Annotated in this window: 16 protein-coding genes; 5 read left to right on the forward strand and 11 right to left on the reverse strand. The window is 34.1% G+C overall.

The window, feature by feature from the left end; translation table 11 throughout:
- Positions 1–84 precede the first annotated feature (84 nt).
- The 5 genes from ACYQ73_RS01320 to ACYQ73_RS01340 all read right to left on the reverse strand — a co-directional run bounded on the left by ACYQ73_RS01320 (position 85) and on the right by ACYQ73_RS01340 (position 3,517).
- Positions 85–525, reverse strand: coding sequence for a GNAT family N-acetyltransferase (locus ACYQ73_RS01320; RefSeq protein ID WP_460010796.1), 441 nt, complete (start codon positions 523–525; stop codon positions 85–87).
- 453 nt (positions 526–978) lie between these two features.
- Positions 979–1,392 (reverse strand): DUF350 domain-containing protein, encoded by a 414-nt coding sequence (locus ACYQ73_RS01325; protein ID WP_460010797.1) that lies wholly within the window; start codon positions 1,390–1,392, stop codon positions 979–981.
- Between the two features lie 69 nt (positions 1,393–1,461).
- Positions 1,462–2,727 carry a glutathionylspermidine synthase family protein gene (locus ACYQ73_RS01330; RefSeq protein ID WP_460010798.1) on the reverse strand — a complete coding sequence of 422 codons (1,266 nt, stop codon included), beginning with the start codon at positions 2,725–2,727 and terminating at the stop codon, positions 1,462–1,464.
- A gap of 2 nt (positions 2,728–2,729) precedes the next feature.
- Positions 2,730–3,038, reverse strand: coding sequence for a hypothetical protein (locus tag ACYQ73_RS01335; protein ID WP_460010799.1), 309 nt, complete (start codon positions 3,036–3,038; stop codon positions 2,730–2,732).
- Positions 3,039–3,055: 17 nt separating this feature from the next.
- Positions 3,056–3,517: a hypothetical protein gene (locus ACYQ73_RS01340; RefSeq protein ID WP_460010800.1), complete on the reverse strand. Its 462-nt coding sequence runs from the start codon at positions 3,515–3,517 to the stop codon at positions 3,056–3,058.
- Between the two features lie 377 nt (positions 3,518–3,894).
- Between ACYQ73_RS01340 and ACYQ73_RS01345 the strand changes: the two genes are divergently transcribed.
- Together ACYQ73_RS01345 and ACYQ73_RS01350 are read left to right on the forward strand one after the other, a co-directional pair.
- Complete coding sequence (locus ACYQ73_RS01345; protein ID WP_460010801.1) at positions 3,895–4,332, forward strand: N-acetylmuramoyl-L-alanine amidase; 438 nt, start codon at positions 3,895–3,897, stop codon at positions 4,330–4,332.
- A 404-nt stretch (positions 4,333–4,736) separates the two neighbouring features.
- Positions 4,737–5,948: an MFS transporter gene (locus ACYQ73_RS01350; RefSeq protein ID WP_460010802.1), complete on the forward strand. Its 1,212-nt coding sequence runs from the start codon at positions 4,737–4,739 to the stop codon at positions 5,946–5,948.
- A gap of 359 nt (positions 5,949–6,307) precedes the next feature.
- On the opposite strand, the gene ACYQ73_RS01355 is transcribed toward ACYQ73_RS01350, so the two are convergent.
- Both ACYQ73_RS01355 and ACYQ73_RS01360 read right to left on the reverse strand, forming a co-directional pair.
- Positions 6,308–6,448, reverse strand: coding sequence for a hypothetical protein (locus ACYQ73_RS01355; RefSeq protein ID WP_460010803.1), 141 nt, complete (start codon positions 6,446–6,448; stop codon positions 6,308–6,310).
- Positions 6,449–6,666: 218 nt separating this feature from the next.
- Positions 6,667–7,638, reverse strand: coding sequence for a DMT family transporter (locus ACYQ73_RS01360; protein WP_460010804.1), 972 nt, complete (start codon positions 7,636–7,638; stop codon positions 6,667–6,669).
- A 49-nt stretch (positions 7,639–7,687) separates the two neighbouring features.
- Here ACYQ73_RS01360 and ACYQ73_RS01365 point away from each other — a divergent pair, with 49 nt between their 5' ends.
- Entirely contained in the window at positions 7,688–7,810 is a 123-nt protein-coding gene (locus ACYQ73_RS01365) for a hypothetical protein (RefSeq protein WP_460010805.1), read from the forward strand.
- 102 nt (positions 7,811–7,912) lie between these two features.
- A complete protein-coding gene (locus tag ACYQ73_RS01370; RefSeq protein ID WP_460010806.1) occupies positions 7,913–8,770 on the forward strand; it encodes a LysR family transcriptional regulator in 858 nt (285 codons plus the stop codon).
- 240 nt (positions 8,771–9,010) lie between these two features.
- On the opposite strand, the gene ACYQ73_RS01375 is transcribed toward ACYQ73_RS01370, so the two are convergent.
- Positions 9,011–9,406, reverse strand: coding sequence for a VOC family protein (locus ACYQ73_RS01375; protein ID WP_460010807.1), 396 nt, complete (start codon positions 9,404–9,406; stop codon positions 9,011–9,013).
- A 358-nt stretch (positions 9,407–9,764) separates the two neighbouring features.
- Entirely contained in the window at positions 9,765–10,649 is an 885-nt protein-coding gene (locus ACYQ73_RS01380) for a LysR family transcriptional regulator (protein WP_460010808.1), read from the reverse strand.
- Positions 10,650–10,753: 104 nt separating this feature from the next.
- Here ACYQ73_RS01380 and ACYQ73_RS01385 point away from each other — a divergent pair, with 104 nt between their 5' ends.
- On the forward strand, positions 10,754–11,521 hold the full coding sequence (locus ACYQ73_RS01385) for a sulfite exporter TauE/SafE family protein (RefSeq protein ID WP_460010809.1): 768 nt from the start codon (positions 10,754–10,756) through the stop codon (positions 11,519–11,521).
- A gap of 343 nt (positions 11,522–11,864) precedes the next feature.
- On the opposite strand, the gene hblA is transcribed toward ACYQ73_RS01385, so the two are convergent.
- A complete protein-coding gene (gene hblA / locus ACYQ73_RS01390; RefSeq protein ID WP_460010810.1) occupies positions 11,865–12,977 on the reverse strand; it encodes a hemolysin BL binding component B in 1,113 nt (370 codons plus the stop codon).
- A gap of 22 nt (positions 12,978–12,999) precedes the next feature.
- Positions 13,000–14,232: a hemolysin BL lytic component L1 gene (gene hblD / locus ACYQ73_RS01395; RefSeq protein ID WP_460010811.1), complete on the reverse strand. Its 1,233-nt coding sequence runs from the start codon at positions 14,230–14,232 to the stop codon at positions 13,000–13,002.
- Between the last annotated feature and the right edge of the window lies 1 nt (position 14,233).

Below are 14,233 nucleotides of genomic sequence, written 5' to 3' on the forward strand. Positions count from 1 at the left end.
GGATGTTCTAAAATCCATTTTAGACTTTTGGAACATCCCCTTGAAAGCATTTGTTACGCGATACTTATTACTCTCTTCGATATTCTAACGAAAACTATACTTTGCCAACATTTCTCCCCAAGGTGCCATTCCTGACTCTTCAAACCCCACACGGGCATATAGTTTCCTTCCTTGCTCATTCTCCGGCTGATACCCAAGCCATATAACGTCGGTATGATCAGCACTGCTCTGGATATCTTCAATGATCAACTTCATTGCGCTCTTTCCATGCCCACGTCCTTGAAATTGCTCATCAATCATAAACCTATAAATCCAATAGTTTCCGTCATCCGAATCTATTCCGTACATCGCGAAGCCGATAAGTATTTCTTCACAATAAATCGCCTTTATCTTCATATGCGAAAGAAATTTACTTTCAGCAATTGAATACAGATTTGAGGCAATAAACCCTTCCTGTTCTTGCTTAGGCTTCAATTGAATACAAGCTTCCCAATTACTTTGATCAATTGATCTTATACTAATCAAACTTCATATTCCTCCCCTAGTAGTAGAGAAATCCATTGACACGAACTCTCTACTTAATTAGTATAGCCCTACCGATAAAACGACCTGTTATTTTTATATACATACCACATCACTCCTTATAAGATGGTGTTTGTCACCAAACTGTACAATAAAGAGCAATCAATCCACTCTCCTTTTGTACACTATTTTAGTTCGACATACATAGTCGAACCCCTTCTACATTTAACAAAAATATACAATTCAAGCATTCGTATTAAACGAATTAAAATATATTATGAAAATATTACCTGTACTATTCAAAAAGGTTTACACTTATCGATTTCTTACATTAAAGGGAACTGTTCAACCTAGACATTTCCATGTACAAATCAAATAAAGAGGGAGCATATTTTTTCATTAATAAAAAACATGCTCCCTTTAATGTATTATTATAGTTTTATCAAATATACTTTATTAATATGATAAACTCCCTGCTATAATTAATCCTACCGTAATGCCCACTGCAAATAAGCTGAAGCCTACTGCAGTATTTCCTTCTTCCACTTTTTTCTCCAAGCTTGTTTTTGGTGTTAACACGTATTCAATAATCAAATACACAACTACTTGTGTGGCAATTCCGATTAACCCCCAAATAATAGCATCAAGTATATGAACACTTGAAGACCATACTGTATATAATGTGATGCCTAATCCAATCACTTTTCCCCATAGCTTTAATGCAACAGCCATATTACCTACTTTAATTAAGTTCCACTCTGAAAATTTTGTTGTAAAAGCAAATGCAACAATACCAATCAAAATGAGAATAAACCCGGTTCCTGTATATAATAAAAAATTTAAAAAACTATCTAATGAGAAATATCCCATTCCAATACACACTCCTTTTATGGTAGCTTCAGTTTGATTCACTTTGCTCTCTTAAATTCTTACAATTTTCTAATATCCTATTGGTAGAAAATAAGATCCGTTATCTGTAATTTGTCCCCCTGCGCGAATACCAATTGCACTTGCCTTACCATTTATATAAAAGCAACCATACATATAATGCGCTCGTTTTGGACCTTGTTCTGTTTGAATCATAGTTTGTGGTAGCTCTATAAATTGTTGATAAACAGGAAGTTCATCTTTATATGTTTTATGAATATCTTCCGCAATTTTTTTACCTGTATTTGAAAAAATCTCGACTGTGTCTCCTTCGCGACCAAATGTAGGTTTTTTAACAAAACTTTGTCCATGTTGTAAAAAAGCATCTGGATCTAAGTAGGTTGGTAAAAAATATTTATGTATTGCGTTATGTTCTTCAGACGTATAAAAAGAATGTTGTTCCTCATGTAGCCCCCATATGAGCGCCATTATTGCCTTAGATTGTAGTAAAAAAGCAGAAGGAGGATTCACAATGGCTAATTGTTGTTGTTCCACAAGCTTCATTAGCGATTGACCTACTTTTTCTTTCGTTAGGGGATCTACATCATATATTAAATGTTCAATTGGATACGTTTGTCGATATAAAACATCGATTTTTTCTCCATACATATCATAAAGACCTTGTGGTAGGACAACCTCTTCACTTTCTAAAATCGGCTCATCTACAAGTTGTAGCTGACTAAAGTCCATATAATGACTTTTTAAGCCAGCGAGTTCCTTTAAATACATTGTTGTAAGTTTATCTTCTTCATGTTCTGAGTGTGCTGCGAAAACAATATTGCGAGCTCCAGATCTTCCTCTCAAGCGAAGCGAAGACGTTACAGCTTTCAAAATTGCTTGTTTTAACTGGTCTTCGCATCCTTCGTTTGGATTTTCCAGCTCAAACTGTTCACACACTTTTCCATTCACAAAAAAGGTTTCTTTTATAAATGTAGGTGTATCAGCGTTTATTTCAAGCAATTTTACTTGTTCATCTGTTACTACTAAATCTAAACGAGCAATGACACTTTCTACTGGAAGTGTTTGCAAACGAATGAAAGAATGCGTTTCAGTTGGAAATCCAAGTCGCAAAAGTGTCTCATCATCTAACATACGCAGCAAAGGAGCAGACTTATAAAAAATATGGCCAATATGTTCGGTTGCTTGGCGAATCTTTTTAATCGTTTCAGCACTTTCTCTCTTAATATCAAATAAAGCATATTCCATACCATATATGTCATGCCAAAAATCCTTGATCTGGCTATAAAATTGTTGTCGATTCTCACGAAATCGGTTCATCTTTACCCTCCAAAACCGCCTTTTGAACCACTACCTATTCCTGATTTGTAATTCGACGTATAAGTTTTGTAGTCAGCACTTTTTTGTAATGAATTTTTTGAGTTATAATAATTTCCTCCATAATAGTAACTCCCGGCATGCGTTGAATGGTTATCATCGCAATAATACGTACCCGTCTCCTTATCCCAATCCCAATCATCGCAATCCGTTCCAGTCGGTTCTGCATATCCCCTTTCTTCTCCACAAGCAGTTAACGTTACCAAAGCCGCAGCTGCTAATGCTCCTGTCATCATCTTCTTTGTTTTCTTCATGCTAAAAATCCCCCTCCCTATGTTGCAAGCGTATAACCTGTTGGCGTAACATATAAAACATACACACCTCGATCTTCATCAATTTCAGCAGAGTCACGCTCCCATTCCTTGCCTTCGATATATGTATATATATTGCCAATAATGCTTAAAACATCTAAATGATTCGTCATATATTCAAATGTTATAAGTGGATGATTTTTATAGGCATTTAATTCACGAAATTCAAGTTTTATACCTTCTTGCAAGTGTTCATTAATTTCAATTGGTGTTTCTTCATATAATTTCACATAAATGACGATTAACTCTCCCTCAATAGCAGAAGACAATTGTTGATAAGTCTTACCTTCTTTAATAAAAAATTCACATTCTCTTCTTGTTAAAATTTGTGGTAAATCAATATTAGTATAATAATAGATTGGTTCAAACTTGTCTTTACCTTTTTGCAAACGATATTCTAACATCGCACCTTCAAATTTCATAACACACTTCCCTTTATAAATATTGATTTTATATTCATCGTAGATTTTTCTATAATCTCCTTATTTTTTATACGACTGAGAATTAGAAACAGTTTCATATTATTCTTCTAAACTGCACCTTAGGTATTTTTGTAGAGAGAGAATGAACTGAACCCTGAATAGTGACTTAAAAAAAGTGCCTCTATTAGTACTGCACCAATAGAGACTTTCTAATATATTGAAATTTCCTTATCGAGTAAATCCGTATTTTCCTGGCTTTCCTTCTTTACTGTATAAATTCTTTTTAATTTTAAATTGAATAGTTGTTATTTTGCTTTGATTTTTACCTTTATTAATGAAAGCCGGTTTTCAAATAAAAAATAAAGGTGGATTTTTAAATGAGTGTAAAAGGTAAATCATTCATTATTGATGCAGGTCATGGCGGTAAATACGATGGTACAACATCAGGTTCTCGAAAAGAAAAAGTAGTGACTTTAAACATGTCTAAAATTCTTGAAAAGAAATTAAAAGCTAAAGGGGCTACTGTTTACATGACTCGTACCACAGACAAAGATTTTGGTGGTTCTAATGCAGATGAGGATGTAAATAAACGTGTAGCATATATTAATAAAAATTTCCCGAAGGTTAGTGGATTGGCTAGTATTCACGTTAATACTGCTTGGACGGGAAGAATTGGCCCGTTTTATCAAAAAGATAAAACTACATCCAAGAATTTTTCCAAAGCTATTGCAATTCGTTACGGAACTGTTCCACACGAAGGAGATTTTGCGATTATACGTGATACTACACGTACAGCAGCAACTACTCTAATCTAAAAGCGTACCCCTGCACAAAGATTAGGTATAACTGATAGACTGTTTGATTTAAAAGTTATAATTTATTTGAGATAGTTCGCTAGATAATAGCGAACTTTTTTAAATGTAAATGGAAAATTTATGCTAAAATCAAATTAGTATAGGGTTAATAAAGTAACATTCTTAATAAACTTGTATGCAATTGACGAGGTAGGTTAGCTTAAATAAGTATAAGTGATTAGTAATTAATTATGTTAGTCAATCAGCAGTGTGTTAAAAGTCAAATAAGTGTATGTGGATCATAAATTTGTGATAAATCTATATCCCCCAGATTTATCTTTTTTTGAAAGGAGCATGAGAATGAATTGTCCAATTTAAAAACCCCATCTCTTTAAAAAAAGCTAAAAACTATGGGGGATATTATTATGAAATTTAATAGAAATTTTTGTTTATTACTGATTGGACATTCGCTTGCCGATATTGGTGACGTTCTATATATGGTAAGTGTAATTAGCTTAATTTTTATTTTAACTGATTCTGCGACAGCTGCATCCTTTGTGCCGTTTACCATTACTTCATCTATGTTTGTATCTAGTTTATTAACACCACTATTAATCGGAAAAGTAAATCTAAAGTGGCTAATGGCAGGTTCTCAAATCGGAAAAACAGTATTGTTGATTTTTTTAGGGTTTATGTTAATCATAATAACGGATTCTAACTATTATTTGCTGTTCCTAATCCTAGGAATGATTTCCTTTCTTGATGGTTGTGCAAATCCAATAAGACACACATTGATTCCACATTATGTAGAATCTGAGCAGTTAATCCAAGCAAATGGAATTGCTGAAACAGTTACCCAAATAATTCAAGCAGCGATGTGGTTCGTAGGTAGTTTACTTTTAGTCATATTAGGCTCACAACAACTCATTTGGTTAGTTGGAGGTTTATTTGTTTTATCAAGTCTGTTGTTATGTCTTTTAGAAAACATTGATCATCAAACAACAACCGAGTCAAAGGGAAAGTGGGAACAGATAAAAGAAGGATGGAAAACTTTATCCAACACTCCTATTTTGAGAAAAATTGCGTGGATTGACTTTTTCGAAACCATAGCAGGTACAGTATGGATTGCCGCTATTTTATATGTATTTGTCAATGACGCTTTAAATGTTGGTGAAAAGTGGTGGGGTTTTATTAATGGTGCTTTCTTTATTGGTTTAATTTTGGGAAGTATTTTTTGTATCAAATACTCATTATTGATTGAAAAAAGATTGGGTACTTTTATTTTTGCTGGTTCTTTAGCAACTTTTATCGTCACGATATTGTTTAGTTTAAACAGTATACCTATTCTCGCCTTACTTTTATCATTATGTATTGGTCTTTTCGGTCAGATAAAAAACATTCCACAACAAACTGTTATACAGACTAGTGTATCAAAAGAAAAGTTGTCAACTGTTTACACCTCATTAGGTGCCATCGGAACAGGAATCTTTGGCATTGGTTCACTGCTAATGGGAATTTTATCAGATTTGTGGGGAATTAGAATCGTATTCGTTATTTCGGGGTTATTGCTAGCCATTGTATGTACAATCGTTCATAAAAACAAACAATTGTTTGTTAGAAATGTTATGGAACAATAAAATTTAAAATGAAGGATTTTGAAGTTAACAAAATCCTTCATTTTTCTTAATCCGTGAATAGTTTGTGAAATTTTACACTTAAAGTAAACGAGTACGATAGATCAGTAAGATTAGTGAAATATTATGTCAAAAAACGCTCGGAAATAATCTGAGCGTTTTTGCCTGCTATTTATATTGCTAATTTGTTGTTGAAATATGTGCTAATAATTATGTTATTTATATTGTTATTAGCATTTTTCTCTCCCAAAACGGAACCCGTTAGCCATCCATGTAGCACAAAACCCGTGCTACACCACAGAAAATGAAAGATGATCACGTTCTTTCATGGGAGTTATATACCTAGATTTTTTAACTTGAATTTATTTTGCGAAATAGTCCATTCCTTTGATAATGAAATCGGCAGTGCTTTCAAGACTAGCCGTTTTACAGAACTCATCGCTATTACTAACACCACAAAAAATACTATTTTCTTCGTCTATTTCTCCTTTTTCAAAAAACATTAAATCTTTGATAAGAATAATAATTATACATCATTAATTACTAGTTACTCTACTGTATAATTAGAAAAAACGATATGTCTCATTATTCTGGTTATTATACTAATTTAATTAAGGGATATATTTCCAAAATAAATTGGGCGAAATTTATACAACCTAGATAAAATCTAGATTAATAAATTTCGCCCCAGCTATCGAAGAAAGCAACAAACCTTCTAACATTAGACAGCCTGCCGTAATTCTTCCTCCTCTTGTATAACCTGCGGACTCGTTTTTTCTTCTCTGCGCTGACATATGTTATTCCAAATAAGAGCTGAAATAACAAGTAGGGTCCCTGCTATATCAAAGATTGTTATTTTATATCCTTGTAACATCATAATGACTAATGTAGTAATTGGAACGAAGTTAATAAATAAAATTCCATTAATGGATGATAGGATTTTCACACCATAATTCCAACTAAGCAATGCTACAATACCTGGAAGTGTCATCATAAACAATAAATCATATTTAATAGCAAAAATGGTTTCCATACTTGGGACTGAGACATACCCTTGCATCGTGATGATCATTGTCATGATGCCTGTTACAGCAGTGCCAAATACACATGTTAATGTTGAATAGCGGAGAGTAGACCAATCGTTAAATGTTTGACCGCCCATTGTATAAATGACCCATCCTACAACTCCAATTAAAATGAAGGCTAGCGGAACTAGATTATGTTTCAGTGTAAGAAAGAAACTCATATCGCCTTTTGTAATAACAAAAATAGCTCCAACAAAAGCAATGATCATGCTGCTAATCATATACTTCTTCGGTTTCACTTGTTTATATCCCCAGAGAATAGCAATCGAAATCATCGGCATGAGTGCTTCCATAATCGATGCTACCATAACACCAGATTTACCCATTAACATCTGACCTAAGAAAACAAGCACGTTATAAACAGTAAATGCCATCGTCCCAAAAAAGACGAGCAGTTTACCCTTCCCTTCTAAACGAAAAGCTTTTTTACCTTCTTTCATCCATAATAAAATAACTAATACAATCGATACCGCTCCATAACGAATAATAGAAAAATAGAATGGATTTATATATTCAAGTGCATGATCTGCAACTGGAAACATGGCTCCCCACGACATACTTGCAATTAAACATGCCATCATGCCTACTATTATTTGACTTTTTCTCACTGTTTTTTCCTCGTTTCTATACAACTCTATTAATTATGCCTCGGCATAATTGCGTCCGGAGGCTCTAGGCCAACATGATGTTGGTCACTCAGCCGTTGCCACAGGACGTGGCGTTCTTAGACTGAGTTCCTCTATTTCAGCGGGTGTTTGGACAACCGCTGAAAGAAATTAAATTTCACAATGAGAATTATAAAAAAGAAAATACATCACGTAAAATGATTGAAAGTGATATTAACTATCATTTATAATGATAGTTTTTAAGGGGGTATACTCAATGGAACTACGAGATTTACAAATTTTCAAAAGCGTGGCAAATCACGGGAGCGTCAGCCATGCTGCAAAAGAATTAAATTATGTACAATCCAATGTAACTGCTCGTATTAAGCTACTGGAAAAGGAACTCCAAACGCCGCTTTTTTATCGCCATAAAAAAGGGATGACATTAAATCCAGAAGGGCGAAAAATGCTTGCTTACGTGAATAAAATTTTGTTGGATGTCGAAGAAATGAAACAGGTCTTTTTAGATAGTGATACACCGACCGGTACATTAAAAATCGGTACAGTCGAAACTGTGAGTATATTACCAACCATTCTAGCGTCTTACTATAAGGGATATCCCAATGTCGACTTGACACTGCAAGCTGGTTTAACTGAGGAACTTATTAAAGAAGTAGCGGATCACCAATTAGATGGGGCATTTATAACTGGTCCGATTAAACATCCAATTTTAGAACAATATGATGTATTTACTGAAAACCTTGTTCTCCTATCACAAAACAAATCCTTTCGTATAGAGGAATTTATGTCTACACCAATCCTTGTTTCTAATCAAGGTTGCGGATATCGTTCCAAGCTAGAACTCTGGCTCAAAGATGAAGGTTTACTGCCAAAAAGAATCATGGAATTTAATATATTAGAGACCATTTTGAAGAGTGTTGCCATTGGTCTTGGCGTTACACTTGTACCACAATCGGCTGCTGAACATCTTTCTACAACAGGCAAGGTATATTGTCATCCAATTCCAAAAAAATACGGTACAATTTCAACCGTCTTTATTCGACGAAAAGATGCATATATGACAAATTCGATGGAATGTTTTTTAAAAACAATTGCTGAGCATCAGCATACATAGGATTATTTAGCCCGTAGAAAGCGCCAACTCGACGTGACTTTGTTATTTTATCTAAAAGCTAAACGCTTGGTTTTAGTCCCAAGCTTACTGTTTCCTATCCATCATATATTCACAACGAATAAAGACAAAAATTAAAAGACCTAGGCCGGTACAAAACCAACCTCAGGTCTTTTAATGCAGTTAATAAGTCAAATCTATTGAGCTTCTCATGACTGCATATTTATTGATCTATCATGGATACTATTTTGCATTTTTGTCAGGTTGATGAATTCCAAATATATTGCCTTCAGTATCAATATAATAACCTTGCCACGCCATTCCCGGTAGAGCATACTTTGGCATTGCAACCGTGCCGCCATTCTCAAGAATTTTAGCTTCTGTTACATCGTAATTTTCCACACCCATTGTACAAGCAAATCCATTTAAGGCCTGGTTTGGTTCCGGAGAAGCACCTTGACGTTGCATTAAAGCACCATTGATTCCAAGCTCGTCCTCATTGCCAGTCACAGCTCCAAAGTAAGGCATTCCTGCATACTCACTCCAGTCTTGAAATGACCATCCGAATACCTCTCCATAAAATTTCTTTGCACGTTCCATGTCACTTACATGAATTTCAAAATGAACTAATCTTCCCATGATATCCTCCTCGTTATAAAGCGAACTTTTACTTGAATTAATCTGTGTTTAACTACAATTACTATAAAATATTATTATGTAGAAGGGAAATTATTTGTATGCTTTATTGACTAAATAATCCCACCTCAACATAAGAACATTTGTTTCCATTCTATCACGACGTCGTAGGTATTGACAATCGTCAGTATCACAAATTTTTTCAGACACTCTACCGGTTATTTTCTGCATGAACCAATCTCTTTAGCTCAAATTATAGGAATCGTGGCTGTTACTTAATAAAGGTTAAAGGCTACAAGTGAAAAATCATTTAAAAAAATCGAGAATAAGCAAACTAATGCTTATTTCCGATTTTTTATTGTTAATTTATAGTGTTTAAATGATCTTTTAAATACTGAATAAATGGATGCTCTTCTATATCTGATTTGCGAGTACATAAAAATAAACTTTGCTGAATATCTGCCTGTTCAACATACACTCGAGCTAGTTTCCCATTTGCTATACTTTCCGTTACACTGTAGGACGGTGCTAAAGTCATACCGTACCCTGCTTCCACTACTTTAATCGATTCGTGTAAGCCCTGCATTTGAAGTCCTAATTTAGGTAATGGACCATTAAACGTGTAAAAAACCGACTCCAATAAATCAAGTGTCGAGCTACCACGTTCCCGATAAATAAAGTCCTCATTCGATAATTTGGAAATGGGGACAGTTTGATTTGCTAAAGAATGTGATGGGTGAACAACAAACCAAAACGGGATATCTACTAGTTTTTCAAACTGTAAATCAGAGTGACCAATTTTATTTTGTACGACAAAGCCAAAATCTACTTCATAATTAAGAACTTGCTCTTCCACAGATTTCACATTGCCCAACGACACAAAAAATTCAATGTGAGGATTAGCAAGCTTATACGCTGCTATAATAGACGGGAGTATATAGTTTGTCGGTATATAGGACGAAGCAATATGTATTTTTTCTTCCTTCGCTAAAAATTTACCGAGCTTTTCATCAATTTGTGCTTCTAAATAAAATAAACGCATTCCCTGCTCATACAAAAACTTCCCCTCAGGAGTTAATTGAATGCCACGTCCTTTCCCTTCAATCAATTTTGCCCCTATTTCGCTCTCTAATTTCCGAATTTGAATAGTGACAGCTGGTTGGCTAAGAAGCATTTTATTCGCTGCTGCGGTAATTCCTCCAAGCTTTGCTACATTCGTAAAAATCCTTAATGCATGCAAATTCATTTCATTCACACCTTTCTATCCATAAATTAAATTTATGAATAAGCAATTTTTATATATTTGTTTTATGTATTATTTAGCAGTAATTTAGGTATAGAGGTGATTTGATGGAAATTTTACTACATGAATGGTTATCAGTAAATGGATTTATTTTATTTTCAATCGGCTTACTCGCAGCAGTCATTGGTGTTCTTTTCGGCGCTGCAGGCTTTGTTTTGTTACCCGTAATGTTATTTATTGGCATTCCGATTCATACAACCGTAGCTGTTAATAAATTCGCAACAGGAATTTCAGCTCTATCAAATGTCGTATCGTTTATAATTAAAGGACATTTATCGTTAAAAAAATCCACATCTTTAATGATGATATCTAGTTTAGGAGGTTTATTTGGCGCATTTTTAGCCACTCGATTATCGGAGCAAGTCATGAATGTTGTAGCTTGTGTATTCTTAATTTTCGCATTTTTCATTGTACTTTGCAGTAATAAATTTATGGTAAAGGATATAAAAGAAACAGAGGAACAACCAATTAATAAACTCATTCCGTTTGCGATTTCAATATATGACGGTGGTTTTGGACCAGGCTCAGCTCTAATGAATGTAACCTATCATCTTAAAAAGCAATATACCTATATAAAAGCAGTTGAGTTAACAAGAATTATTACGTTTTCAAGTTGTACAGGTGCATTTCTCTTTTACTACTTTACGGGCATTGTTAATTGGGGAATCGCTATTCCTGTTTCCATTGGCTCTATCGTTGGGTCGTTCTTAGGTTTAAAGATAATTCCTTATATCAAAACAAAATGGATTCAAATTTCATTACCCATCATTTTTTTCTTGCTAATTGTTCAGGTCGTATCAGATTTATTGATATAACACTAATTGGCTAATATACTTTCTTTGGCTAGTACATTTGATGGTGTGCAAATTTATCTTACAAGTAAAAGTACAGAGTTATTTTGGTTGTTACAACAAAAAAAGTTTGAGCAGTTAGTTATAATGAAAAAAATAACTGTTTGGCCTGAACGAATCTTACATTACAATATTTCTGTATCACGTTGCGGGTCTATGTTAGATATGTAAGCACTACACTAGTTGCTAAGATAGTGTTCTAATTGCAAGAAAGCAGTCTATATAACTGAAATAAAAAAGCAGATTTGGAAAATGAAATATTCCCCAAATCTACTTTTCTATTATAGTAGTTTATATTGAAAACAGGTTATATTTTCAACTCTTTTATCCCTGCTTTTAATGTGTCTGCATCTACTTTTAATGTTCCCCAGCTGTCTTTAGCTGATTTTAAATTAGGTAGTAAAAATTTAAATTTATTTTGTTCCGCTTTTTCAGATGCATTCTCGATATGTCTCAGTACGCCTGAATATTGAGAGTCTAAATCATTCCATTGTGCAGACATAAAAGTAAGAGCGTTAATAGCATCATCGAGTGCATTGTACATCTCACTAATATTACTATGTGCAATTCCAACTACACGATTTAATGTTGTTTTATAATCAACTGTCTGATTTAATTGTGCTAATAACGGTTCTAATTGACCTAATTGATCTCTTGCTACCCCTAGCATAATGCCACCAGCAATCCACGTAGGAATAGATGGCACAGATACTGTTATTATTCCATCAGACTCTAATTTTTTATAGTAGTTTACTGATTCTAAAACTTCTTTTAGTCGCTTTTGATCATCCTCCACTGCAACCCCTTGGTTTTTTAAAATCGACTGTAAAAGATCTTTGTTACTGCCAAATGCTCTAACATCTTGTCCAATAGCGTCTCTTAATTTAGTTAATTCTTCTATTAATTGTTGTGCATACTTTTGATTTTGTTGAATTTCTTCTCGTAAATCTGTTATTCCTTCTATTAACGTCTCTGCATCTCCTGTATTAATGGCCTCTACAATTATGTCATAATAATTTTCGAATTTTGTATCGTATTCAATAATACCTGTCAATGTATCTATCAGCTGTTTTTTTACTTTTGTATCCCATGTAAGGGCATGTCCTCTTGCATCCTTTTGATCTTGGATAATTTTACTAGGTAAATCTGGATAGCCATTAATCTTAATTCCTTCAAAGTTGACATCTGGATTCTTAATTAACATATAAGAATAGGCATTCATAGATTTTGCAAAAAGCCCCGCCTTTTGCAAGGTTTCTTTCATCTTCGCTTCGTTTGCCGAAAGAGACGTATCACTATTGTTAGTTTGCTCAATCTTACTTGTTTCTGCAAATGCTGCTACCGGAGTGATTACAGAAGTTGTTGTCAAGGTTAAAAGCGTCGATACAGCGAGCACTTTGTAAAGAGATTTTTTATTCATTTTATATTCCTCCTACTGTATTTCAATTCTTTTCTTCTTGTTTAAAGGCAATGTCTTTTGCAATAAATTCTGCATCTTGATGAATATCATTCCAACTTTGTTTAGCAGCTTTTAAATCATCAGGTATTAAAGAGAGCTTATGTTCTTGCATTTGATCGATATTATCATATAAATCTTTATAATTTGCCCCCATTGTATTCCATTGTTGCTGAATATTCGTCAGAGACATGATCGCTTGATCCACTGTTTGATACAGATATGTCAAAGTGTCTTTAGCGTTAGTAAGTGCAATAACTGCCTGGTTAGCAAAATCGGCTTTCATCGTTAACTCTCCGATTTTATTAGAAATTTCGTTATAGGAGTTCATATGATTAGATGCCGTAACTCCAGCTGCTGTTCCTAAACCAATACCAGCTGAACCGAGCACTGCAAGGCCTCCTACAACAGCCGGTGTCGCTGTTCCACCAGTCACAACAATGATTACTCCTCCTGCAATAGTTCCAATAACTAAAATAGCTGCTCCCAATCCACCACCAATTGACCATGCTAATACATTGTCAAAATGGGCCTTCTGAGTGGAACGTAGATTCTCAATTTCAGCTTGAAGCTGTGGAATCAATGCTTGTTTTCCCGCTAATATTGCCGTTAATCCACCTTTCCCATCTGGACCACCAATATTATTTTTAAAATCTATAGTATTTGTATACAGTTTTGTTTTGAAGGCTTCTAACATTTTAATGACTTCTGTAACTTCTTTTGAATTTGTATTAATTGTACTGATTAAATCACCTATACCTTCTTTTAAGCCTTCCTTATCTTTCTTTTGTACAGTGTCTATTAATGTGTCGTAATAGTTATTAAATTGTTCATCATAATTGACAATATTACGTGCTGTCTTTTGAATTTTTGGCTTCGCCGTATCTAACCAATAATTTGCATTGATTCTAGATAGGTCCTGATTAAGGTGAATATTTTTGATTAATTCTCCCCCTTCTGAACCTAAATCAATATTAGATAGATTTACATTCGGCTGTTTAATCATTGTTTTTGCGTACAAATCCATTACAAGAATATGTGATCCTGTTTCAGCTAACGCTTTTTTCAGTCCTTCAGGTCCTAATGAATAATAATTTCCTATTTTTTGTTCCTGCGTGATTTGTTCTTGTGCAAGTGCTTGAATAGTGCCACTGTTAGTTGCAGTTATAACCGCTGCCAAAGTGGCTACGGTTAATACTTTAAAAGGGAATTTCTTCATA

It is taken from the genome of Lysinibacillus sp. CTST325 (assembly GCF_054665055.1).